Annotated in this window: 18 protein-coding genes; 13 read left to right on the top strand and 5 right to left on the bottom strand. The window is 72.3% G+C overall.

Annotated features, from left to right (window positions below):
* Positions 1 to 47 precede the first annotated feature (47 nt).
* The 4 genes from IL992_RS07020 (at position 48) to IL992_RS07035 (ending at position 3,636) form a co-directional block, all read left to right on the top strand.
* Positions 48 to 398 carry a hypothetical protein gene (locus IL992_RS07020; protein ID WP_193202492.1) on the top strand — a complete coding sequence of 117 codons (351 nt, stop codon included), beginning with the start codon at positions 48 to 50 and terminating at the stop codon, positions 396 to 398.
* A gap of 25 nt (positions 399 to 423) precedes the next feature.
* Entirely contained in the window at positions 424 to 1,086 is a 663-nt protein-coding gene (locus tag IL992_RS07025; RefSeq protein WP_193202493.1) for a hypothetical protein, read from the top strand.
* A gap of 181 nt (positions 1,087 to 1,267) precedes the next feature.
* Positions 1,268 to 1,498, top strand: coding sequence for a hypothetical protein (locus IL992_RS07030; protein ID WP_193202494.1), 231 nt, complete (start codon positions 1,268 to 1,270; stop codon positions 1,496 to 1,498).
* Positions 1,495 to 3,636 carry a peptidase domain-containing ABC transporter gene (locus tag IL992_RS07035; RefSeq protein ID WP_193202495.1) on the top strand — a complete coding sequence of 714 codons (2,142 nt, stop codon included), beginning with the start codon at positions 1,495 to 1,497 and terminating at the stop codon, positions 3,634 to 3,636. Before IL992_RS07030 ends, IL992_RS07035 begins: the two co-directional genes overlap by 4 nt.
* On the opposite strand, the gene IL992_RS07040 is transcribed toward IL992_RS07035, so the two are convergent.
* The 4 genes from IL992_RS07040 to IL992_RS07055 all read right to left on the bottom strand — a co-directional run bounded on the left by IL992_RS07040 (position 3,633) and on the right by IL992_RS07055 (position 11,750).
* Positions 3,633 to 4,796: a glycosyltransferase family 4 protein gene (locus IL992_RS07040; protein WP_193202496.1), complete on the bottom strand. Its 1,164-nt coding sequence runs from the start codon at positions 4,794 to 4,796 to the stop codon at positions 3,633 to 3,635. The genes IL992_RS07035 and IL992_RS07040 overlap by 4 nt on opposite strands.
* Before the next feature lie 67 nt (positions 4,797 to 4,863).
* Positions 4,864 to 7,398, bottom strand: a complete 2,535-nt coding sequence (locus tag IL992_RS07045) for an acyltransferase family protein (RefSeq protein ID WP_193202497.1) — start codon at positions 7,396 to 7,398, stop codon at positions 4,864 to 4,866.
* A 307-nt stretch (positions 7,399 to 7,705) separates the two neighbouring features.
* A complete protein-coding gene (locus IL992_RS07050) occupies positions 7,706 to 9,472 on the bottom strand; it encodes an LCP family protein (RefSeq protein ID WP_319018391.1) in 1,767 nt (588 codons plus the stop codon).
* Between the two features lie 451 nt (positions 9,473 to 9,923).
* Entirely contained in the window at positions 9,924 to 11,750 is a 1,827-nt protein-coding gene (locus tag IL992_RS07055; RefSeq protein WP_226872467.1) for a hypothetical protein, read from the bottom strand.
* 157 nt (positions 11,751 to 11,907) lie between these two features.
* Here IL992_RS07055 and IL992_RS07060 point away from each other — a divergent pair, with 157 nt between their 5' ends.
* From IL992_RS07060 to IL992_RS07085, 6 genes are read left to right on the top strand one after another with little or no spacing between them, the layout of a single operon-like run.
* Positions 11,908 to 14,019 carry an ArnT family glycosyltransferase gene (locus tag IL992_RS07060; RefSeq protein WP_319018392.1) on the top strand — a complete coding sequence of 704 codons (2,112 nt, stop codon included), beginning with the start codon at positions 11,908 to 11,910 and terminating at the stop codon, positions 14,017 to 14,019.
* A 40-nt stretch (positions 14,020 to 14,059) separates the two neighbouring features.
* Positions 14,060 to 14,932: a permease-like cell division protein FtsX gene (locus IL992_RS07065; protein WP_193202498.1), complete on the top strand. Its 873-nt coding sequence runs from the start codon at positions 14,060 to 14,062 to the stop codon at positions 14,930 to 14,932.
* Positions 14,929 to 15,783, top strand: coding sequence for a permease-like cell division protein FtsX (locus IL992_RS07070; protein ID WP_193202499.1), 855 nt, complete (start codon positions 14,929 to 14,931; stop codon positions 15,781 to 15,783). Before IL992_RS07065 ends, IL992_RS07070 begins: the two co-directional genes overlap by 4 nt.
* Positions 15,770 to 16,687 (top strand): permease-like cell division protein FtsX, encoded by a 918-nt coding sequence (locus IL992_RS07075; protein ID WP_193202500.1) that lies wholly within the window; start codon positions 15,770 to 15,772, stop codon positions 16,685 to 16,687. The genes IL992_RS07070 and IL992_RS07075 overlap by 14 nt, the downstream gene beginning before the upstream one ends.
* Before the next feature lie 57 nt (positions 16,688 to 16,744).
* Positions 16,745 to 17,680 carry a glycosyltransferase family 2 protein gene (locus IL992_RS07080; protein ID WP_319018393.1) on the top strand — a complete coding sequence of 312 codons (936 nt, stop codon included), beginning with the start codon at positions 16,745 to 16,747 and terminating at the stop codon, positions 17,678 to 17,680.
* Complete coding sequence (locus IL992_RS07085; RefSeq protein WP_193202501.1) at positions 17,677 to 18,759, top strand: glycosyltransferase family 4 protein; 1,083 nt, start codon at positions 17,677 to 17,679, stop codon at positions 18,757 to 18,759. Before IL992_RS07080 ends, IL992_RS07085 begins: the two co-directional genes overlap by 4 nt.
* Here IL992_RS07085 and IL992_RS07090 read toward each other — a convergent pair.
* Positions 18,723 to 19,676 carry a lysylphosphatidylglycerol synthase transmembrane domain-containing protein gene (locus tag IL992_RS07090; protein ID WP_319018394.1) on the bottom strand — a complete coding sequence of 318 codons (954 nt, stop codon included), beginning with the start codon at positions 19,674 to 19,676 and terminating at the stop codon, positions 18,723 to 18,725. The genes IL992_RS07085 and IL992_RS07090 overlap by 37 nt on opposite strands.
* Before the next feature lie 149 nt (positions 19,677 to 19,825).
* Between IL992_RS07090 and IL992_RS07095 the strand changes: the two genes are divergently transcribed.
* The 3 genes from IL992_RS07095 (at position 19,826) to IL992_RS07105 (ending at position 22,961) form a co-directional block, all read left to right on the top strand.
* Positions 19,826 to 20,680: a class I SAM-dependent methyltransferase gene (locus IL992_RS07095; RefSeq protein ID WP_319018395.1), complete on the top strand. Its 855-nt coding sequence runs from the start codon at positions 19,826 to 19,828 to the stop codon at positions 20,678 to 20,680.
* On the top strand, positions 20,677 to 21,603 hold the full coding sequence (locus tag IL992_RS07100; protein WP_193202502.1) for a lysylphosphatidylglycerol synthase domain-containing protein: 927 nt from the start codon (positions 20,677 to 20,679) through the stop codon (positions 21,601 to 21,603). The genes IL992_RS07095 and IL992_RS07100 overlap by 4 nt, the downstream gene beginning before the upstream one ends.
* Positions 21,604 to 21,833: 230 nt before the next feature.
* Complete coding sequence (locus IL992_RS07105) at positions 21,834 to 22,961, top strand: glycosyltransferase family 4 protein (RefSeq protein WP_193202503.1); 1,128 nt, start codon at positions 21,834 to 21,836, stop codon at positions 22,959 to 22,961.
* The last annotated feature ends 404 nt before the right edge of the window (positions 22,962 to 23,365 follow it).

The raw sequence follows: 23,365 nt of genomic DNA on the forward strand, positions 1-23,365 counted from the left end.
CGCGCCCACACTGCGGACGTCGGCATCCCGCGGCTCAGGAGAAGCGCATGAAACGCTCGGTCTCTCTCGTCATCGGCCTGGTCGTCGCAGGCCTGTTCGGTCTCATCGACGTGATCTCGCTGCCGTTCGGCGACGGCGAGCACCCGCCGTTCGTGGTGGCCCTCGCCGACGGCGTACTCGGCCTGATCACCGTGGTCGGCGTCGTGCTGGCCTGGCGCGGCAGCCGCGCCGGGGTGGTGGCCGTGATCGTCACCAGGCTGCTGTCGGCGCTCACCGCCGTTCCGACGTTCTTCGTCGACGGGGTCCCCGCGCCGGCGATCGCGGTGGCCGCGGTCGGCGTCGTGCTCACCCTCGCCTGCGTCGCGCTCCTCGCCCCGGCGCTGCGCTCCCACGCCTGACCTCCCCTTCTGTTGAGGAGAACCCATGGAAACGGCTCCGCCGCACACTCGTCGTCACGCACCGCTCGCGCTGGCGCTGTTCACCGCGCCGTGGGGTTTCGTCGTGGCCAACGCGGCGTACGCCTGGGCCACGCGCGACGGGGGAAGCGACGCCACCGGCGCGGAGGCGCTGGCGCTCACGGCGGCTCACCCCGCGCAGATGCGGCTGGCCACGGTCGCCGCGATGCTGGGCAGCCTGCTCATGGTCCCGGCCGTCCTCGGCGCCAGGCGGCTCCTCGCGGACCGGAGCCGCAGGCTCGGCTTCCTCGGCGCGACCCTCATGGCGGGCGGCTACATCTGCTACTTCGCGGTCGTCTTCGGCGGGATCACCGTGGACGTAATGGCGCGACGCGGGGGCCCTCTCGCGGATTACGCGGCGGTCGTCGACGGCGCCCAGAGCGACCCGTCGGCCGTCTGGGTGTTCCTGCTCTTCGTGCTCGGCAACCTGGTCGGCACGCTGCTGCTCGGGCTGGCCCTGCTCCGCGCCCGCGTGGTGCCGCTCTGGGCCGCCGCCGGGATCATGGCATGGCCGCCGCTGCACGTGATCGGCCTCGTGGCCGGCACCGAGTGGTTCGAGGTCGCGGGTGCGCTCACCCAGGCCGTCGGCCTGGCCGCCACCGGCGCGCGCCTGCTGGCCGCGTCCCGGTGATCCGCGGACGCGCCGTGGGGCCGCGCTTCCAGATCGCTTTCAAGTGATCCCCAAGTCGCGGCCCCTAACGTCGGCGCCGAGCGGAAGGGAAACCAGTGACCACGATCGAGTGCCGCCGTGAACGCGGCGAGGAAGGCGGCGGGGCCGCGAGGAACGGCCGGTCCCGGGGGGTGAGCGCGCCGTGAGCGGCGGGATCTTCCGTGAGGAGGCGCTGCGCCGCCGCGCCGCCCCCGTGGAGCAGGCCGTCACCCCCGAGACGGGCGTCCGCAGGTTCGTGATCCTGTGGGGGGCGGTCGTGGTGCTGGTCGTGGTGCTGTCCCTGCTCACCTGGCCGCTCCTGGGCGGTGGCGCGAGCGCCACGCCCACCGGGACGGGCGTGGCGGTTCCCGCAGTCCGGGGAGGCGGGCGGTGAGGCGGGTGCCCGTCGTGCTGCAGAACGCGGCGACCGAGTGCGGGGCCGCGTGCCTTGCGATGGTGTTGTCCTTCCACGGGCGGCGCACCACGGTGCGGGAGATGTCCGACCGGCTGCAGGTGGGCAGGGACGGGCTGAGCGCGCTGGCGATCGTGCAGGCCGCCCGGCAGCACGGCCTGCAGGCGCGGGCGTTCTCGCTGGAGCCGGCCGATCTGGCCCGGGTGCCGATGCCGGCGGTGGTCCACTGGGACTTCCAGCACTTCGTGGTCGTGGAACGCTGGAGTGCGGGTCATGTGGACGTGGTGGACCCCGGCCTGGGCCGCAGGCGACTGCCGGCGCAGGAGTTCGACGCGGGGTTCACCGGGGTTGTGCTGGCCTTCGAGCCCGGCCCGGGGTTTCGGCGGGGGCGTTCTGACGCCGCCCGCGCCTGGCGGCGGGAGTTCGTGCGGGCGCTGCTGCTGCGCCGCAAGGGACTGCTGGCCCAGGTGCTGGCGGCCTCGGCGCTGCTGCAGGTCCTCGGCCTCGGGGTGGCGGTCGCGCTGCGGGTGGTGGTCGACCGCATCCTGCCCGGCGGGAACGGGCACCTGCTCGCGCTCGCCGGGGCGGCGGTGGCAGCCGCCACGCTCACCCAGTTCACCCTGGCCTACCTGCGGGCGATGCTGCTGGTGGCGCTGCGTGCCCGCACCGACGGGGAGGTCACCCGCACCCTGGTCTCCCATCTGGTCGCCCTGCCCTACCGGTATTTCGCCACCCGGGGCACCGGCGACCTGCTCAACCGGGCCGGCAGCGTCGCCGCGCTGCGTCAGACGCTGACCGGGCAGATCCTGGCCACGCTGCTGGACGGGCCGCTCGCGGTGGTCTACCTGGTGCTCGTGGTGGTGGCCGACCCGCTGCTGGGAGGTGTGCTGGTGGCGCTGGCCGCGGCCCAGGGCGGGCTGCTGCTGGCCACCGCCGCACGGGTGGGCGATCACACCCGGCGGGAGCTGGCGGCCCTGGCCGCCACCCAAAGCCGCCTGCTGGAGGCGGTCGGCGGGATCGAGACGCTCAAGGCCTCCGGCGCCGAGCCGCGCGCGATGCGCCGCTGGTCGGACCAGTTCGCCGCGCAACTGGACGCCGACGTGCGCGGCGGGCAGATCCGGGCACTGGTCGAGGCCGCCCTCGGGGCGATCCGCTATCTGGCGCCGCTGGCGCTGTTGTGGGCCGGCGCCTCACGAGTGCTGGACGGCGAGCTGAGCCTGGGCGCGCTGCTGGCGCTCAACGCCATCGCCACCGCCGCGCTGGGTCCGCTCGGATCGCTGATGACCGCGCTGCAGAACCTTCAGCAGGCCGGGGCGCATTTCGACCGGCTGTCCGACATCCTGGCCGCCGAACCCGAACCGGCGGCCGGGATCGAGGTGCTGCGCCTGCGCGGCGCGATCGAGCTGCGCGGCGTGAGCTACCGCCACGACCCGCGCGGCCCGTGGATCCTGCGCGACGTCTGGCTGTCGGTGCGGCCCGGGCAGAAGATCGCGCTGGTCGGCGCCTCCGGCTCGGGCAAGAGCACTCTGGCCCGGTTGCTGCTGGCCCTGCACACTCCCAGCGAGGGGGAGATCCGCTACGACGGGGTGCCCGCCGCCGAGCTGAACCCGCGCTCGCTGCGCCGCCAGTTCGGCGTGGTCACCCAGCAGCCGTCGCTGTTCACCGGCACCATCCGCGACAACATCGCGCTGAACGACCCCGGGGCGTCCATGGAGCGGATCGCCGAGGCGGCCGCCCGCGCCTGCCTGCACGAGGAGATCACCGCGATGCCGATGGGATATGACACGATCCTCGTCGAGGGCGGCGGGCTGTCGGGAGGCCAGCGTCAGCGCATCGCGCTGGCCCGCGCGTTGCTGCCCCGCCCCAAGGTGTTGTTGCTGGACGAGGCCACCAGCCAGCTCGACGCCGCGACCGAGGCGGCCATCGAGGCCCGCCTGACCGGCCTGACCCAGACCCGCATCGTCATCGCCCACCGCCTCAGCACCGTCAAAGACGCCGACCAGATCCTCGTCCTCGACCACGGACGCGTCGTCGAACGCGGCACCCACACCGAGCTCCTCGCCCTGCGCGGCCGCTACGCCCGCCTCGTCGCCACCCAGATGTCCGGCGCGGGCCGCTAGACGTTCTGCCCCGACAGGTTGGTCAGGCGGCCGGCGGGGGAGCGGTCCGGCAGGGCGGCGACGGAGCTCGGGGCCTGGGCCCACCGCTCGAGCAGGGCGACGAACTCCCCGGCCACGGAGGGCCAGTGAAAGTGGTTCAGCGCCTCGACGTAGCCCCGGGCGCCCATCGCGGCACGCCGTTCGGCGTCCTCACGCAGGCGGAGCACGCACTGCACGACCGCGTCGGCCACCGCGCCGACCTCGCCGAACGGGACGATCGTCCCGCAGTCGACCCGCCCGACCAGGGACGCCGCCCTCGGCAGCGGGGTCGTGACGACGGGGATGCCGCGTGCCATGTATTCGACGACCTTCGTGGGCGTCGACTCGCGGTAGTTCGGCACGTCGTGCAGCAGGGACAGCCCGGCCAGGGCTCCCTCGGCCATCCGCAGCGCGTGGTTGTTGGGGACGTACCCGAACCAGTCGAGCAGCCCCGCGCGCTGCGCGTCGCGCAGCATCGGACGCACCGAGGCGTCGGCCGGTCCGATCAGGTCCAGGCGGATGCCGTACGGCCGGAGCCGCCGGGCGATCTCCACCATCTCGGCCGCGCCGCGGGCGAGGGAGATGTGGCCCACGTAGACGATCCGGGAGTCCCCGGGCGGCGGGGGCGGCGTCTGCGGCACGTACGTGTGGTTGGGCACCACGGGATGCGCGCCGGGGAAGCGCTCACGATAGGACTCCTCGGCGAGGATGAGGTGGAGCCGCCGCTCCGCCCGGCCCTCGATCGCGCGGATCAGCGGCGGCAGGACGCCCCGCAACGGCCCCGGCAGGTACGCCTTGGCGTTCAGCGCGCCGATCGTGTCCTCGTGGACGTCCCAGACCGTGGGCGGCCGCCTGCGCGGCAGCGCGAGCAGCAGCTCGATGTCGTGCACGAGCAGCAGGTCGGCGTCTCGCACCGCCGTACGCAGGGCAGCGGCGGCGGCCCGCAGCGCCTTGCCCCGGTGCAGGCCCACGGCCCTCGGCACGTCGACGGCCCGGATGCCCTGCCGCGGCGTCACGTTGCAGTGCGTGAACGGCGCGACGAAGGTCACCTCGTGCCCCGCGTCGAGCAGCGCCCGGATCTGCCGGTGGGTGATCCGGGCGTCCTCGGGGTGATGGACTGTCGTGCCGACGCATACCCTCATATGGGGAGGCTGACCGCACCGTCCGAAATGACCGGATGCGCTGGGTGAATGCCCCTCGAAATGCCGCTTAACTTCCGGTGTTCGCCGGCTGCGGCACCTGCCCGCTCGGCCTGCGGTACAACCAGGTCAGCCGGGGTTCGAGCAGCCACTTGAACGCCGTACGGGTGATCGGCAGGCACAGCACGATGGCCAGCGCGAAGCAGGAGCACGCGATGGCCGCCACCCCGAGCGGGCCGTACAGCCAGGAGAAGCTGAGCCAGCCCATCTCCTTGGCGATCATCACGGGCACGCCGTGCAGCAGGTAGCAGTAGAGCGTGCGGGTGCCGAGGTCGGTGAACCACGTCTGGCGCCGGGGGATCAGCGACATCACGGCCGCCGACATGGCCAGCGCGGCCACCAGCAGGCCTGTCCGCAGCAGCATGCCCTTCCACCAGACCAGGTGGAGGTCCTTGTAGCTGTCCTTGTAGTAGATCGGGCCGAGCTTGATCGAGTAGTTCTTCACCAGGAAGATCGCCACACCGGCGGCGCCCAGCAGCACGCCCACCGACAGCACCATCACCCAGCGCTGCTTGAGGAAGTCGAAGACTCCCGGCTTGAGTACGAGGCCGAGGACGAAGAACGGCATCAGGCCGAAGAAGCGGTCCATGCTGAAGTCGCCGGTCAGCTCGGAGAACCCGGCGAACAGATACACGGCGACCGAGATGACGAACGGATACTTCATCCGCTTCCACACGGGTGTGGACAGTCGCCAGAACAGCAGCGCGAGCAGATACCAGTTCAACCAGGCAGGGTCCATGATCGTGATGCTGAACTTGTGCCCGAAGGCGGTGCGCAGCAGGGCGTACCCCAGTTCGACGATCACGTACGGCACGAGGAACGTGTCGACCAGTTTGTTGGTCTTGGCGTTGGAGTTCCAGAAGTTCCTGGACAGGTAGCCGCTGACGATGACGAACAGCGGCATGTGGAAGACGTAGATGAACAGGTACGCCGCCCGGGCGGAGTCGGCCGCCAGCGTCGGGACCAGCGAGTGCCCGATCGGCACCAGGGCGATGCCGACGAACTTCACGTTGTCCAGGTAGGGGTCGCGCGGCTTCCTGGCCCGGGGCGCGGGCTCCTGCTCGGGCTCGTCCTCCAGGCCGTCCTGCTGTCCCGCACCCCGGGCGAACGGGTCGTCCGGCCGGACGGGCGCCTCGGCCCAGGCGGGCAGCGGGGCGCGCAGCGGCCTGCCGAGTGGGCCGGTCTGGCGGGGGTCGTTCGCGCCGCCCGCGCCGTCCTGCGAGCGCCGCCAGGGGTCCCACTGGGCGGGGTCGGCCTCCTGACCGGGCCACGCGGGGGCCGGCGCGTCCGGCGTGGGCGCGGGGCTGAAGGCCGCGTGCGGAGCGGCCCCGGGGAAGGCGTCCGACAGGCCTCGCCCGCCGCGCGGGCCGCGGGTGGTCTCGGGGAACGGCGCGGCGCCGAAGGGGTCGTCCGGCGTGAAGGCCGAGTCGGCGCCGGACGGGGGGGTGTCGAGGAAGGGGTTCGCCGCCCTGCCGGTGGCGGCCGCCGGGGGCTCCGGAAAGCCCGGGGGTTCGGGGAAGCCGGCGAATCCCGTTCCCAGCGGCTCAGGCCCGGTGCCGAAGGCCGGGGTGGGGAAGGCCGGGGAGTCGCCGAAGGGGGGCGTGGGGACGTCCGAGCCGTCCTGCGGGCCGGGGGCGGACGACCGCCGGGCGGCGCCGGGGAAGGCGTCCGAGAGGTTCCGGGGACCGTGCTCGGGGAACGTCTGCGGCCACGCGGGACCGTCGGCGGCGCTCACGCGCGAGGCGCCCGGACGATCCGCGCCCTGACGGTCGGTGCTCGGACGGTCGGCGGCCCGGCCGGCGGAGAAGTAGTCGAAGCCCTCCGGCGACGGGGCGGACTCGGGCGGCATGCCCAGGCGGGAAGCGCCCGGCTTGCGCGGCTTTCGTACGGGCAGGGGCTGCTTCTCGTACGGACTGTCGTGCGGCGCGGAAGCGGTGGACGCGGAACCGGCCGGCGCGGCACTGTTCGGCGAGGCGTTGTGTGGCACGGCGCTGTTCTGTGCGGCGTGTGCGACGCTGGGGCCCTCGGCGCTCCGCGGCCTGCGCACGGGCAGCGGCTGCTTCTCGTACGGCGGGGGGCCGGCGGGCGTGGAACCGGTCGGCGCGGCACTGTTCTGTGCGGCACTGTTCTGTGCGGCACTGTTCTGCGCGGCGCTGCTTTGTGCGGCGCTGGGGCCCTCGGCGTACCCCGCTTCGGCGGCCGCGCCTGCCGCGCTACCCGTGCTTGTCGTGCTCCCCGGGGCCCTCTCGCCGCTCTCGTGGCGTCCGTGCGCCGATGCGACGGCGCTCTCGTCACCGGACGCCGGGAAGGCGCCCTCGTGACGCCCGTGCTCGTGCCGCTCGGGTGCCTGGGAGCCGGGCCGGCCCGCGCCCTGCTCCGCCTCCGGACCGCCCGCGGTCTTCGGCTCTCGCCGCGGCAGGCCGCCGTCCGGAGCGGGCCAGTCTCCGGTGATGCGGCCTATCACTCCGGTCGGAGCCTCTTCGGCATCGGGGTCGGCGCCTTGCGGGGATCCGGGAACCGGGGGTTGATGGCGGGTGTCACTCACGGGAGAAACGCTCAGCTATCTGTTGGAGGCTCGGGGGAACGGCCACGCCTGGCGTAGCGTCGCCGCGTCCTTTCGGACACTAGCGAAGGCGCCCCGGCGCATCAGCCCGAACGGGCGAACAGGGCGCGTTCGCCAGGTGTTCACCCTAACGTTCTTGAAGACTGATGTCGCCTCTGAGGCCGAACGTAACTCATGTGGCGTCTGTCGGTTCTGTTGTCAGACCGCCGGAGATAGAACGGGCCGGGGCCCTTCGTCCTGGTGGACAGTGGGGAGCCCCGGCCGGGTTGTGGGCGGAGTGCGACGCGGGTCAGCTCGCGCAGGGGTTGGTGTCTGAGGTGACGACGTTGTCGCCCAGGTTGATGGGGGAGCGGACGCCCTTCCAGTCGGCGCCGATGACGAGCTGGATGATCGGCCCGCGCACCTTGCCCTTGGGCGCGTCCGGCGGGGGCGAGGACGGGGTGAACGGCGTGACCGGGCCGCCCGCCACCTTGCCGGTCTGCGGGCTGACGGGGTTGACCAGCTTGCCGACCAGGATCTTCGAGTAGTTCCAGCCCTGTCCGGTGTAGCGGACCATGGTCTGTGGCTGGTCAGTGCCGTCGGGCTTCCTCGCGTCGCCGACGCCGACGACGTTGAAGCCGAGCCCGGCGAGCTCCTCGGCGACCTCCTTGGCCCGCCCGGAGGTGTTGGTGCCGTTGAACACCTGCACCTTGACCTGCTGCGGCTTGGTGACCACCGGGCCGGACGGCGAAGCGGCCGCGCTCGGGGTCGCGGTGGCGGTGGGCGTCACCTCGGTGTCGTTCGCGATGGCCCTGAAGAGGTTGCCCGCGGCCGGCTGCTTCCACTGGACGCGGTTCTTGTCGGCGACGTACGGCTCCCACGGCACGGTGGTGGCCTTGAAGCCCTTCGCCGAGAGCTTCTGCGCGCTCTGCGCGATCTTGATGAGCTCCTCGGTGTTGAGCGCGTCGTCCATCGTGACGGACTTCGCCGCGGCGGCGATGAAGTTCTGCAGCTTGCCGACGTCCGTGAGCAGGGCGCTGCTGGTCGCCTTCTTCACGACCTGGGAGATGAAGACCTGCTGGCGCTTGATGCGGGAGATGTCGCTGCCGTCGCCGAGGCCGTAGCGCAGCCGCACGTAGCCGAGCGCCGCCTCACCCTTCACGATCTGCTTGCCGGCCGGCAGCGCGAGCTTCGCCTTCTTGTCGTTGACGGCCTGCGGCAGGCAGATCTCGATGCCGCCGAGCGCGTTCACGATGTTCTTGAAGCCGGTGAAGTCCACCTTCACGTAGTGGTGGACGCGGATCCCGGTAAGGCTCTCGATGGTCCGGCGCGTGCAGATCATCCCGCCGTCGGAGAACGCGGAGTTGATCATCCCGAGGTGCGCCGGGACGAGCGTCCTGTTCCTGTTGTAACAGGCGGGGATCATCACCATGGAGTCGCGGGGGAAACTGAGCAGCGTCGCCCCGTCGCGGTTGGGCGACACGTGCAGCAGCATGATCGTGTCGGTGCGCTCACCATCGTTGACCAGGTGCTGGCCGTACTTCTTGTTGTCTCCCGCGCGGGTGTCGGAGCCCACGAGCAGCACGTTGATCGCGCCGGTCTCGTTGACGGGGCGGTTCTTGTCGAGGTCGTCGGTGGACGCGCCTCTGTTGATCAGGCCGATCGTGCTCCGGTAGACCTTGTAGGCCGTCAGCGTGCCGATGACCAGCACGCACGTGAGCACGACGCTGATCCAGCCGCCGATCCCCATGCCGGACCTGCCGCCGCCTCCGCCGCGCCGGCGGGTCGGTTTGCCGTCCGGAGGGAGGCCGCCGCCCCCGGACGCGCGGCTCGCGACGGTGGGTGCCGTGGGGGCCGGGCCGTAGCCGCTCTCCTCGTCGCCGCCGCGCCTGCGGCCGCGCCGCCGCGGCGGCTCCTCTTCGTCGTAGGGGGGCTCGGGCGGACCGCTCGGCTCGGCACGCCGCCCGCCTCGGCGGCGTCCCTCGTCGTACACCTCGGGCGGGTAGTCGTCCCTGGGCGGTCGCTGCCCGCCTCGTCTTCCCGGCATCTCCGCGTAGCCGGCGGGGGCGGTGGCCACCGGCATGTCCGCGTAGCCGGCGGGCGCGGGAGCCCCTCTGCGGCCCCGGGGAGGCTCGAAGGCGCCGCCGTATGAGCCGTCTTCGGGGGGACCCCAGACTCTCTGGTCGGACGGAGCCGGCGGAGGACTGGAACGCGCCCCGACGCGCCTGCGCTCGCTCACCGCGCGCCTGCCCGGCGAGCGGCGGCCGTACGGCCCAGTGTGGCGGCCCGACGGCACAGTGAGGCGGCCGGACGAGTGGGCGAGAGGCCGGAAGAATTACTGGTTCGCTCGCACACTTGTCCTCCTTGCCTGGCGATCACACGTCGCGCTCCGAGGGTAGGTCACCGGAGCGTCTGCGGGCGCCGCGATTGGGAGGATCCGGGCCGCGATCACCCTGTGCCACGTCCCCCTGATCCAGGGGCAGAGCATACTAAACACCGACATTTTGGGTATGGGATTGAGTTTGCCTTTACCCGGATTTGGTGTTTTGTCGGCCGTTTGGCCAGGTCGCGCGGGTCATGTCCGCCGGGCGGAGTCCGCGGACGGACAGGGCGGCGGCCAGGCAGGCGAGCGGCACCGCGGGCAGGACGTAGCGGTAGTCGAACTGGGCCGTGGCGGGCGGGACGAGCAGCAGCGCCCAAGCCGTCGCCCAGGCGATGCCCCAGTGCGAGGAGGCCCAATTCGATCGGCCCCGGCTCGATCGGCCCCGGCTCGAGGAGGCATGGTTCGAGGAGGCATGGTTCGAGGGGGCACGGTCCGCGGCCGGCCGTCGCGTCCGCGCCGACCGGGCACGCACGGCCCAGGCGGCCGGGGGGACCAGGAGGATCAGCAGCAGCACCGTCCCCGGCAGCCGTGCGACGTCCTGGTAGGCCCGCATCAGCCCCGCGAACGGCTCGGAGATGCGCAGCGTGAGGGAGCCGCGCTCGTAACGCTGCGCGAACTCCTTGCCCTTCACGGCGGGGTGCCGCCCGGGCGGCGGTGGCACGGTGTCCGGAAACTCGTAGTACCCGTACGTCTCGGCGTCGGGGTAGACGGGCCGCCCGAGCGTGAACGACCTGCCGAGCTCGGTCAGCGTGCTGCGGAGGTAGTCGAGCGGCTGGCTGCGGATCGCGAGCGAGGCGAACCTCCCGGCCAGGGTGTCGGTCTCCTCGGTGAACGTGATGCCGGGCAGCCGGACCAGGGGGGATTCGGGGTTCCAGATGTACTCCTGGGACGCCGGCCGGGACGCGGGAGGCCGGGAGTCGCACAGCACGGCGAGGTCGGCCGGTGGCTTCATCACCGAACAGTCGGCGAACGCCATCGTGCGGGCGTAGAGGAAGACGCCGTTCGAGCCGACCAGCCCGACGCGCTGGTAGGTCGCGTAGAACCAGCCCGCGTAGCCCGCGACCGGCAGAAGCGCGGCCACCAGGAAGGGCACGGTGAGCCTGGCCACCGCCTTGCCGGGGCGGGCCGCCCCGCTCGCGCGGCGCACGCCGTACGCGAGCAGAAGGAGCGCGAAGACGGCGATCAGCGGCAGCCCGACGGTCCTGGTGAGCGTGGCGGCGGCGAGCACGAGGCCGAGCGCGGCGGCCGAGCGCGGCGTCAGCGGGCGGCGCATCGCCAGGCACACCGCCGCCACGACCAGGAACGTGAACAGCGAGTCGGAGACGAGCAGGTGCTCCAACTCGATCTGGTACGCGTCGAGCAGCACCGGGACGCAGGCCAGGACGGCCGCCCACGAAGGACCGCCGCGTCGCAGGACGGTCACGTAGAGCATCACGCCGACGAGCAGCCCCAGCACGTGTTGCACGGTCACGACCAGGGCGAAGCTGTGGAACGCCTCCAGAAGCCTCAGGAACATCGAATAGCCCGCCGGGCGGACCAGGTCGGGCCTCGGCCGCATGGCCGTCACGACGTACGTATAGGAGTCGGGGAACCACAGCGCGGGCCGGTAGCCGAGCGCGGTCACCAGCCGCAGGAGTGCCCCCAGCCCGAAGACCACGAGGAACCATCGATGCCGGCGCGCCCACCCCGGGAGATCCGCACGCGCCCAGGCCACCGGGTGCAGCGGATCGCGGGGCGCCAGACGCCCACGCATCCAGTTCCCGAGCCGCCCGCCCACTAGTCCTTCGCCCGTGAGTCGCAGGTGCGCGGGCCGTTCCTCCGCGGGTCGTTCCTCCGCGAGCTGTCCTTCCGCAGGCGGCGCGGGCGGCCTCGGAGACGGCGGCTCGCCGGGCCGGGCGGGCTCGGGGTGCTCGTGCGGGTGCTCGCCCCGCTCCGGCCAGGGCGCCGAGCCCCGGCTGTCCGACACCCTCATGCGCCCCCCTGCCTGCCTCCCGGCGTACGCTACCGGCTCCGTCCGACCCCCGTGCGGGGGCCGGACGCGCCTGTGGACAATCGCGACGCGCGGAGCGGGCGGGCCGCCTGGTGAAGGCGGGGCGCCCGGGTGGGCCGCTAGTCTCGGGTGCATTCCAGTGCACAGATCCGGCGATTCACGTGGTCGCACACGGCTGCCATCGGAGCGGGAGGCGGCGGGCAGGACGCTCGCGGCCGTCTCCGTCGTGCCCGCGCTCGCGCTGAGCGGGTGGCTGCTCGCCGGGCTGCCGCTGCTGCTGCTCGGCTGGTTCCGGCCGCTTCCCATGGCGCTGCTCGGCGGCGCCGCCGCCCTCCTGCTGTGCGCGTACGGCCTGCGCCGCCTGCCCGGGACCGCCACGCCGCACCGGTGGGCGACGGCGGCCACACTCGCCGTGGCACTCGGGTCGGGAGTGTTCAACGGGCTCCTGCACGGCGAGCAACTGATCGTCCGGCGTGACCCGTCGACCTACGCGCAGTACGCCATCTGGCTCGCCCGGCACGGGTCGCTCCCGATCCCGATGGGGAACTTCGGCGGTCCCGATCCCGCGCTCCGCTTCGACAGCATGGGCGTCTACGTGACCGACGGCGGGATCGTCCCGCAGTTCATGGCCGGGCCGCCGATGACCTACGCGATCGGCCACTGGCTGGGCGGCGTCCCCGGCCTGCTGCTCGTGCCGCCCGTGCTGGGCGCGCTCGCGGTGCTCACCGTCGCGGGGACCGCCGCGCGGCTGGTGGGCACGCGCTGGGCGCCCCTCGCCGCCCTCGTGTTCGCGGTCAGCCTGCCGATCCTCTACACGTCGCGGACGACGTTCAGCGAGATCCCCTCGCTGATCCTGCTGTTCGGCGCGATGAACCTGCTGCTCGACGCCCGGACCCGGCTCAGAGCGGCACTGCCCGGCGCGGGCTTCCCGTCCGCGGCGCTCGCGGGGCTGTCGTTCGGGCTGGCGCTGCTGGTGCGCATCGACGGCCTGCGCGACGTGCTGCCCGTGCTCGCCTTCGCCGGGGTGCTCGTCGCGCTCCGGCGGATACCCCGCGCGAGGCCCTTCCCGGAGGGACGGCTGGGCCTGCCCCTGCTGATCGGCCTGGTCGTGGGCGGCCTGTGGGGGTTCACCGGCGGCTACGTCCTCGCCCGGCCATACCTGGCGTATCTGTCGGGCTCGCTCATGCCCCTGCTCGCGATCTGCGCCGTCGTCGTGGCGCTCACGGTCGCCGGCACGGCTCTCGCGCCCTGGATCGCCGTCCGCGCGCGCCGGTCCCTCACGGGAGCCGCGTGGCTGCCGAACGCCGCCGCGGCCCTGGTCGTGCTGGTCATGGCGGGCTTCGCCGTACGGCCCTGGGTGCAGACCGTGCGCCGTGACGCGGTCACGCCCGAGGACAGGCTCACGGCCGACTTCATCGAGAAGACGCAGGTCGCCAACGGCCTTGCGAAGGACATGTCCCGGCTGTACTACGAGCACTCCCTCGACTGGGTCTTCTGGTACGTCGGGATCCCCGCCGTCGTGCTGGCGACCGTGGCGGCGGCCGTGCTCGCGCGCCGCCTGACCAGGGGCGAGGAGTTCGGCTGGCTGCTGCCGCTGGCCGTGATCGGGTGGACGACCGTGACGACGCTCTGGCGCCCCGCGATCACCCCCGACCACCCCTTCGCGTCCCGCAGGCTGGTGCCGATCGTCATCCCCGGCCTGGTGCTGCTCGCCGTCTGGGGGCTGCGGTGGCTCTCGCGGCGGCTCGCGCGTACGCGCTGGTTCGCCGGCCGTCCGGGACGCTCGCGGACAGCTGTCGCGGCGGGGGCGCTGCTGCTGGCGGTCCCGCCCGCGATCACCTCGATCGGCACGGCCTTCACGCCGGTCAACAGGGGAGAGGCCGCCGCGGTGGCGGGGCTGTGCCGGGCGATCCCGGCGAACGCCTCCGTGCTCGTCGCCGAGCGCGTCACGGGCGAGCGGCTGACGCAGGTCATGCGGGGCCAGTGCGGGTTGCCGACGGCCCGGGTGGTCTATCCCCGGGGTTCCGACGTGCCGCCCCCTGCCGACGTGCTGCGCCTGGTGGAGGCCGTCCGGCGCACCGGCCGCGTGCCCGTGCTGCTCGCCGCCGAGCCCGAGCAGCTCATGATGTACGGTCCGGCGACCCGGGTGATGAGCCTGCACACGCGGCAGGACGAACGTTCCCTGGTGGACCCGCCCAACGGCACCTGGTCGCTCAACATCGACGTCTGGATGACCGTTCCCACTCAATAGATCTAGGGTTCGGCGTGTGGATTCCCCTGCGATGGAGGAATTGTCCTTCGGCGACGATCGTCGTGAGCCGCAACACAGGACGGGCCTTTTCCGGAGGCCGCTGGTCGTCGCCGGACTGGTGGTCGTGCTCCTGGGGGGACTCGCCGGACTCGGGCTCGCCGGGTGGCGGTTCTACGAGCACTCCCGCTGGCCGCTGCCCCCGCCCGTAACCTCCGCTCCGCTCACCGGGAGGTTGTCGGTCTTCCTGTGCGCGGACGATTCGGACGAGTACGCACCGGAGTGTCTGTACGGTGCCGCGACCGCCGATGACCGGCGGGAGATCGAGGCCATGCTCAGGTCGCTCCCGGAAATCCGCGATCTCTCCTTCGAGACGAAGCAGCAGGCGTACGAGAGATTCCGGAAGAGTGCCGGTGAGGACCCGGCGGGTCTGGAGTTCGTGCGGAAAACGAGAGTCGACGAGATGCCCGAGTCCTACCAAGCCACCCTCGGTCCCGGGGACTGGGAGGCGATCCGGCTCGGCATCGGGGACTTGAGAGGCGTCCTGGCCACAGAGATCTACGGCGACAGCCTCTGGAGAGGAGTCGCCGACGTCGGGGTCGCGCTCTGCCCGGAGATCGGCAGCGACTTTTCGCGGTGCCAGGGACGCGAAGGGAGGGTCTCGGAAGAGGAAAAGGCGGCCGTGCTCGACCGCATCAGGGACCTCGACGGGGTCAAGGCCGTCTACTTCGAGGACGTCGCCTATGCGCTCGTCAACAGGCGGCGGATCTACTGGGAGGCGGACGCGAAGGACCTCGACCCGCGCACTCTGCCCGAGGCGTTCTATGTCGCGTTCGACCGTCCACCGGCGAAGGCCGAGATGGAGAAGATCTTCGGCCGGGTGCCCGGCGTCGCCGTCGTGGTGTCGGTGTCATGACCCTTCCCGAGGAGTATCAAATCGAGGAACTGACGATCGTTGAGAGCGGTGGTCGGCGGAGATGGCCGCTCGTCGTCGCGGCGGTCGTGCTCATCGCGGCGCTGATGGCCGGAGGGGTGCTCGCCTATCGGGCCTCCAGGGAGCCTTCGCCCCCGCCGGACGGGCCGTGGCCCCGGACCGGCACCTTCCTGGTCCACCTGTGCGGGCCGCCGTCCCCTTATGACGCGCAGTTATCTGACGACGCGCAGTCCTTGGACGAGTACTGCCCGTCGGGTGCGGCGACGGCGGCCCAGCGGCGCGAGGTCGAGCGCGTGCTCGCGAGCCACGCGGAGACCCGCGGATACCGGCGGCTCACGCCAGGGCAGGCCCTCGCCATCGCCCGCCAGGACGAACGCGTCGGCGACCATCTCGACGAGTATCTGCTGAGGCGCGCGGAGTACGGCGGAGTCCTGGCGCCGGGGAACTGGCGGCGGGTCCTCGGTGAGGTGCAGCGGCTTCCGGGGGTCTTCTACGTCGAGTCCTACCGGGACGACTTCTGGTGGGACAAGGCCGACGTGGCGGTCCGGCTGTGCCGGAAGGACTGTGAGGGCGGCCCGGCGGACCGGCAGGCCGTGCTCGACCGCATTCGCGCGCTGCCCGGCGTTGACGAGGTCTACTACGAGGATGCCGAACACGCCGTGGCGGTCATGCGTCACGTGCATTGGGTGGATCGGCCGGAGTTCTACCGTGCGGACCTGGCGCCGGAGGCCTTCCACGTGAAATTCGCCGGCCACCGGGACTTCGCCGAGGTTCAGCGGGCGTTCGCCGGAATGCCGGGCGTCGTGAAGGTGGTCCGGCATGCTCACCCGTAAGGGCTCACCGAGCCTCCGGATGAGAGCTCTCGCGGTCGCGGTGGCGGTGCTTCTTGTGGCGTCCTGCGCGACCGCCGGACCGCGGGCCGCTGCGGTTTCGCCGTCGCCGTCCGGTTCCGCCACGCCGTGGCCGCCGCCGGACGATCCGTGGCCGCGCACGAGCGCGCTCACGCCCTTGCCGCCGCCGGACGGCCCGTGGCCGGAGACGGGACAACTGGCCGTGTTCTTCTGCGCGCGCTCCACCGTGTTCGACGCCTGTAACGACCGGGGAGCCGCCACGCGGGGGGAGATACGGAAGGTGCGGGCGCTGCTCGGAGCCGCGCCGGAGGTCGAGAAGGTCCGCTTCGTGTCGCAGGCGGAGGAGTTCAGGCGAACGCGAGAGGCACTGCGGGACAGACCCGAGCTGCTGGAAGGCGCGGACCCCGCGGACGAGTCCGCGTCCTACATCGCGCGGGTGGGTCCGGGGGACTGGCGCGCGCTGGTCCGCCGCCTCTCGAAGGCGGCGGGGGTGTCCAACGCCTTCGTGACCCGCGACGACTACTGGCCGGGCAAGGCTGACGTCATGGTCCAGCTGTGCCCCCGGGCCGACCTCAGCGAAGGGCAGGGAGGGCCCTGCGAGGGGCGAGGGTTGGCCACTCTCGCCGAGAAGAACGCCATTCTGGACCGCATCGGCGATCTCCCCGGGCTGGAGAAGGTCTATTTCCAGGCCCGCTCCCACCAGGCCCCGATGTGGCGTCACCGGATAGTGCCGGAGGAAGACTTCGGCGCCTACCTTCCCGAGGTCTTCTACGTGAAATTCTCGATCCCGCCCGTGCTGTCGGAGGTCAGGCGGGCGCTGCGCGGAGCGGCCGGGGTGTTGCTGGTGGGCCCGGTCGACGCGACCACGAAGGAGAAGCGGCTGTGACGACGGCGTCCTCGAAGTGAGACCGCGATTTGGTGGGGCAGAGTACCCTAGCCCGACGTGACCACGCCCGAGACCTCTGGAAGCGCCGTGACTCCCGCAGAAACCCCGTACGTCACGATAGTCCTGCCCTGTTACAACGAGCAGGACCACGTCATCGACGAGGTCGAGCGCATCTGCGCCGCCATGGACGCCAGCGGGTACACCTACGAGCTGCTGGCCGTGGACGACTGCTCCACCGATGAGACGCTCGCGCGCCTCCAGGAGGCCGCGCCGCGCTTCCCGAACATGCGGATCAGGGCGTTCCACCGCAACGGCGGCTCGGGCACCGTACGCAGGATCGGCAGCCAGGAGGCCCGCGGCGAGATCGTCGTGTGGACCGACGCCGACATGAGCTATCCGAACGAGCGCATCCCCGAGCTGGTCCAGATCCTCGAAAAGGACTCGACGATCGACCAGGTCGTGGGCGCGCGCACCACTGAGGAGGGCTCGCACAAGTTCCTGCGGGTGCCGGCGAAGTGGTTCATCCGCAAGGTGGCCGAGCGGCTGGCCGGGCAGAAGATCCCCGACCTCAACTCGGGCCTGCGGGCCTTCCGCAAGTCGGTGGCCAAGCCGTACCTGCGGCTGCTGCCCCCCGGCTTCTCCTGCGTCACGACGATCACGCTGGCGTTCATGTCGAACCAGCACGACGTCTACTACCTGCCGATCGAGTACTCGAAGCGGGCCGGTAAGTCGAAGTTCAACTTCGTCTCCGACGCCTACCGCTACATCCTGCAGGTGCTGCGGATGGTCATGTACTTCAACCCGCTCAAGGTGCTCATGCCGCCCGCGCTCTGGCTGGTCGGCATCGGCCTGGTCAAGGGCGTGTACGACATGATCAGCCACCTGGCCTTCTACCTCACCAGCAACACCGTCGTGACCTTCCTGTCCGGCATGCTGATCGGGGCGGTGGCCCTGCTGGCCGACCTGATCGTGCGCTCCAGAGGTGACGTGTGAGGATCGCGATCGTCGGCCCGACGTATCCGTACAAGGGCGGCGGGGCGCAGCACACGACCGAACTGGCCCACCGGCTGCGGGCGCGGGGCCACGACGTGGTCATCGAGTCGTGGCGGGCGCAGTACCCCTCGTTCCTGTATCCCGGGCAGCAGACGATCGACAGCCCCGAGGGCGAGCCTTACCCGGGCGCCCGCCGCGACCTCGACTGGCGGCGGCCGGACGGCTGGGTGGCCTGCGGGCGGCGGCTGCGCGGGGCCGACCTGGTCGTGCTCGCCGTGCTCAGCCCGGTGCAGGTGCCCGCATACCTGGGCATCCTGTACGGCCTGCGCCGCAGGGCCCGGGTCGTGGCCCTGTGTCACAACGTGCTGCCGCACGAGAGCAAGCCGTACGACAGGCCGCTGATGAAGGCGCTGCTGCGCCGGGTGGACGGCGTGCTCGCTCATTCGGAACAGCAGGCGGACCTCGCCCGCGCGCTCACCGGCGCGCCGGTGCGGGTGGCCGCCCTCGCGCCGCACCTGCCCGCGCGCGGCGCCCGGGAGACGGCGGGCCGGGGGCCCAGGGGCAGCCTGCTGTTCTTCGGCATCGTCCGGCCCTACAAGGGGCTCGACCTGCTGCTCGAGGCGGTCGCGCAGGTGCCCGACGTACGGCTCACGGTCGCGGGCGAGTTCTGGGGCGGCCTGGAGGAGACCCGCGCCCTGATCGCCCGGCTCGGCCTGGCCGGCCGAGTCGAGATCCGGCCGGGATACGTGGCGGCCGAGGACGTGCCGGGGCTGTTCGCCGAGGCCGACGCGCTGGTGCTGCCCTACCGGTCGGCGACCGCCAGCCAGAACGTGTGGCTCGGTCACGAGCACGGCGTGCCGGTGATCGCCACCCGGGTCGGGGCGCTTCCCGACAACGTACGCGACGACGTGGACGGCCTGCTGGTGGAGCCGGGTTCGGCCGGTGCCCTGGCGGAGGCGATCAAGCGGTTCTACGAGCCGGGGACGCCCGAGCGACTGCGGGCGGGCGTCGCGCCCGTCGATCCCGAGCCGCACTGGGCCGTCTACCTCGACACGTTGCTGGCCGCGTCGGGGAGCTGACCGGCCGGGGCGGCGTGGCCGCGGGCGAGCAGGAAGCCGAGCCCGGCCCAGGCGGCGTCGGCGACGGTGAACATCACCCGGGACACCACGGCGATCGCCAGCGCCCTCGGCGTGTCGAGCACCGGCGCCAGCGCCACGACCATCGCGCCCTCCCGCACGCCGATCCCGGCGGGGACCACGACCGTGAGGATGCCCGTGGCCCAGGCCAGCGCGTACGCGCCGGCCGCGACGGCGTACAGGGACGGGCCCGCGGGCCGCATGCCGCCGATGAGGACCCACAGGTGCACGCCGTACACCAGCCAGCCGGCCATCGTCCAGGCGGCGGCCTTGGCCATCTCCGTGCCGCTGAGCACCCGGTCGAGCGGCTCCCTGCGGGCGACGCGCAGGGCGAGGTTGAGCCCCCAGGTCATCACCTGCGGGTGGAGGCCGACGAGGATGATCGGGACAAGCGCGAGCAGCCACCACGCCTGCCTGGCGATCTGCTGCGACAGCGTGGCCGCGGCGAGGGCGAGCGCGCAGCCGAGGGAGGTCACCAGGCCGAGGGCGGTGGCGCTGAACGTCCGTCGCGGCGGCGCGCCGTGGTCGCGGGCCAGCTCGATCATCGCTGCGAACGCCCAGACCGAGCCGGGGATGTACTTGCCGAGCTGGCCGACGAACAGCACCCGTGCCGCCACGCGCAGCGGCAGGGGCGAGCCGAGCCCGGCGAGGATGTCGCGCCAGGCGACCAGCATGAACCAGAGCCCGGCGAGCACGGACAGGAACGAGACCCCGAGCGACCACCACGACAGCCGCGACAGGGCGGCCGAGGTCTCCGTCCAGTTGCGGGCGAGGCCGTACGCCAGGAAGGCGAGCGCGACCAGGGCCAGCAGCACCCGCAGCAGCGGGCTGGAGCGCAGGCGGTTCAGCAGGCGCGGCACGCGCCCCAGAGTAAAGCCTGAAGCTACTGATCGGTAGGTCCGCCGCGCGGGTTATCCACAGGGTCGGCTGATCGGGAGACGGGGGCGGGGCGGGCACGGGTACTGTTGGGCAGCGTGGACGACAGGCAGGACGCGAGGGTGATCGACCGGTGAGCGGGGAACGCGCGGCCCAGCTGGAATACTCCGAGTTCCAGGCCGCGATGCTCGACGAGGACAAGCGCCGGCGCAAGGCCGCGAAGATCATCGCCGTGCTCGCGCACTTCCTGGGCAGGGACGCGGCCAAGCCCGGCGAGGCGCTGTCGGGGCTGACGGTCGGCGACGTCGGGTGCTCGGCCGGGTTCATCGCCGACGAGCTCGCCGCCGCGGGCGCGCGCCGCACGCTCGGGCTCGACATCGACGTCCCGGGCCTGCGCAAGGCGTCCGACCGGTTCGGCGAGCGAGTCGCGTTCGTCTGCGCCGACGGCTCCCGGCTGCCGTTCCCGGACGGCTCGATCGACGTGCTGGTCTTCAACCACATCTACGAGCACGTGGTGGACCCCGACGCCGTGATCGCCGACATGCACCGTGTGCTGTCCGACGACGGCGTGCTCTACCTGGGCCTGGGCAACCGGCTCGGGGTCATGGAGCCGCACTACAAGCTGCCCTTCCTGTCCTACCTGCCGCCCGCCGCGGCGGACCGGTACGTGCGGGCGTTCGGCCGGGCCGACCACTACTACGAGCGCTTCCGCACCCGGCCCGGGCTGCGGCGGATGCTGGCGGACTTCCACGTGTGGGACTACACGTTCCCGGTGCTGGCCGCGCCCGAGCGATTCGCCGGGGGTGAGCTGTTCCCCGGCGCCGTCGGCCGCGCCGCCAAGGCCACGCTGGAGCGGACCCCGCGCCCGGCCCTGCGGGCGCTGCTGCCGGTCGTCCCCACCTACCTGTGGGTCGCGACCAAGACACCTCGACGCCCCCTCGGCGCGCCGCTCCCGCAGGCCCCCGAGCCGGTCCGCACGTCCCGATGAGCCGCCGCAAGGCCGTACGCGCGCTGTTCCTGCTCGTGGCGCTGGGGTTCGGCGTCTGGGCCGTGGCGAGCCAGTGGACCGCCGTGGCGGACGGGTTCGCCCGCCTGTCGTGGGCGGAACTCGGCGGCTCACTGGTGGCGGTGCTCGGCGCGCTGCTGTCGGGGATGCTCATGTGGCGGGCGCTGCTGACCGACCTGGGTTCCCCGCTGGCGTTCACCGACGCGTCCAAGATCTTCTTCGTGGGCCAGCTCGGCAAGTACATCCCCGGATCCGTGTGGCCGATGCTCGCGCAGATGGAGATGGGCCGCGACCACGGCATCCCCCGCTCGCGCAGCGCGGCCGCCTTCTTCCTGACCTACCCGATCTACCTCGGCACCGGCCTGCTGGTCGCCGTCGTCACGCTGCCGGTGCTCGCCGGGCAGTCGGTCGCGAGATACGCCTGGCTGCTGCTGCTCGTGCCCGTGGTCGCCGCCGCCCTGCATCCGAAGGTGGTCAACGGCGTCATCGCGTTCGGGCTGCGCACACTGCGCCGCCCGCCGCTCGAACGGCCGCTCACCCGGCGCGGCGTGCTCGTCGCGTGCGGCTGGGCCCTGGCGGGCTGGGCGGCGTACGGCGTGCACCTGGCGCTGATCGTGCACGGCCTGGGGGCGGGCGGGCCCTCGGCCGTGATCCTGAGCTTCGGCGCCTTCGCGCTCGCCTGGTGCCTGGGGTTCGTGTTCGTGATCGCCCCGGCGGGCGCCGGTGTGCGGGAGGTCGCGATGGTGGCCGCGCTCGCCCCGGTGCTCGACCGGCCCGCCGCCATCGCCGCCGCGCTGTGCTCCCGGCTCATCGTGTCCGTCGGCGACCTGGTGTGCGCCGGCGCCGCCGGTCTGGCCTCCCGGCGCGCGGTCCGTACGCGGGAGGAACCCGTAGCCCGGGCCTGAATCCGTGGATTCGACGCGGGTCGCACACCCGGAGAGATGATCCTCATGTGATATCACTCACGTTTCGGGGGACGCCGGAAATAGAGTGACAGGGAGGGATGCGGGGGAAGGCGTCAGTTCGTGGCGCGGGGCCCCTGGCCCCTGCCGGAACACCGCCGGAACCAGCGGGACCGCGCGGGCGGGGAGTGATCCTCCCGGTCGGTGCGGGCCCAGTGAGGGGAGCGATTCACTTGACACCCCGGGTGCTCGTCGACGCCGCCGCGGTCCCCGCCGATCGCGGCGCCCTGATCAGGTATGTCGATGGACTGGTCGCGGCCCTGCACGAGGCGGGCGCGGACATCGCGGTGGTCTGCCAGCGTGCGGACGCCGAGCGGTACGCCGCCCTGGCCCCCTCGGCGCGGATCCTCTCCGGACCGCCGGCGATCACCAACCGCAACAAGCGGCTGGCCTGGGAGCAGACGGGGCTGCCGGTCCTGGCCCGGCACGCCGGCGCCCAGGTGATCCACGCCCCCTACTATTCGATCCCGCTGGGCTCGGGCCTGCCCACGGTGGCCACCGTCCACGACGTCACCTCGTTCACCGACCCCGACCAGCACGACCCCGTCAGGGCCTCGTTCTTCCGGTCGGCCACCCGCACCGCCGTACGCCACGCCAACCGGGTGATCGTGCCCTCGAAGGCCACCATGGACGAGCTGGTCCGGGTGCTCGACGCCGACCCCACCCGCATCGACGTCGCCTATCACGGGGTGGATCCCACGTTGTTCCACCCGCCGGCGCCCGAGGAGGTGCGCCGGGTGGCCGGGCGCATCGGCCTGCACGGCCGGCCGTACGTCGCCTATCTGGGCGCGCTGGAGCCGCGTAAGAACGTGCCGAGCCTGGTGACCGGGTTCGGCCGGGCGGTCGCCCACCTGTCCTCGCCGCCCGCGCTGGTTCTGGCGGGCGGTCCCGCGTGGGACGAGGAGGTCGACGCCGCCATCGCCGCGCTGCCGCAGAAGGTGAAGGTCGTCCGTCCCGGCTTCCTGCCCTTCGCCGACCTGCCGGGCTTCCTCGGCGGGGCGCTCGTGGTCGCCTCCCCATCGCGATGCGAGGGGTTCGGGCTGCCGGTGCTGGAGGCGATGGCCTGCGGTGCGCCCGTGCTGACCACCCACCGCGCCTCGCTGCCCGAGGTGGGCGGCGACGCCGTGGCCTACACCGAGCCCGACGCCGACAGCATCGCGCGGGCGCTGCGCGCCCTGCTGGAGTCGCCGGAACGGCGCGAGTCGCTGGCGGCCGCCGGGGTCACCCGGTCACGCGAGTTCACCTGGCGGCACTCCGCCGAGGCCCACCTGGTCGCCTACCAGCGGGCCGTCGAAGGCTAGGGAGGCGAATCGGCGCGAGGGTCCATGAAAGTTTCCGATCAGCGGCCGGATGGTCTCACTCCCAGACAGGCGACGACCTCCGTGAGTTCCGAATCCAGAAAGAGCTGGAAGCGGTATCCACCCGGAGGTGTGTCATCGACGTATCCCAGTGTGAGCTGGACGCCGTGATACGCGCGAAGTTCGTTGACAGCCGTGCCGAAACCTAACGAGGGCCGGCCGGAGCGGCGCAGTCTCCGCTCCCTTCTCTCGTAAATAGAGATCAGGTCTCGGGTCGTCACGGCTCCGGGCCAGAGCACGTACTCAGCACCGGCATCGAGCGCTGCCCGCGCCAGCAAGCGCGCTTCATCTGCTCCTTCCAAAAGTTGCCTGAGACGTCTTCTCTCCACGGCATCCTCCAGGTGACC

Source organism: Microbispora sitophila (assembly GCF_014892245.1).
GTDB lineage: Bacteria > Actinomycetota > Actinomycetes > Streptosporangiales > Streptosporangiaceae > Microbispora > Microbispora siamensis.

Coding starts and splice junctions, on each gene's coding strand:
- IL992_RS07020 (WP_193202492.1), top strand. CDS start 48: ATGAAACGCTCGGTCTCTCTCGTCATCGGCCTGGTCGTCGCAGGCCTG.
- IL992_RS07025 (WP_193202493.1), top strand. CDS start 424: ATGGAAACGGCTCCGCCGCACACTCGTCGTCACGCACCGCTCGCGCTG.
- IL992_RS07040 (WP_193202496.1), bottom strand. CDS start 4,796: ATGAGGGTATGCGTCGGCACGACAGTCCATCACCCCGAGGACGCCCGG.
- IL992_RS07055 (WP_226872467.1), bottom strand. CDS start 11,750: ATGAGGGTGTCGGACAGCCGGGGCTCGGCGCCCTGGCCGGAGCGGGGC.
- IL992_RS07070 (WP_193202499.1), top strand. CDS start 14,929: ATGACCCTTCCCGAGGAGTATCAAATCGAGGAACTGACGATCGTTGAG.
- IL992_RS07075 (WP_193202500.1), top strand. CDS start 15,770: ATGCTCACCCGTAAGGGCTCACCGAGCCTCCGGATGAGAGCTCTCGCG.
- IL992_RS07100 (WP_193202502.1), top strand. CDS start 20,677: ATGAGCCGCCGCAAGGCCGTACGCGCGCTGTTCCTGCTCGTGGCGCTG.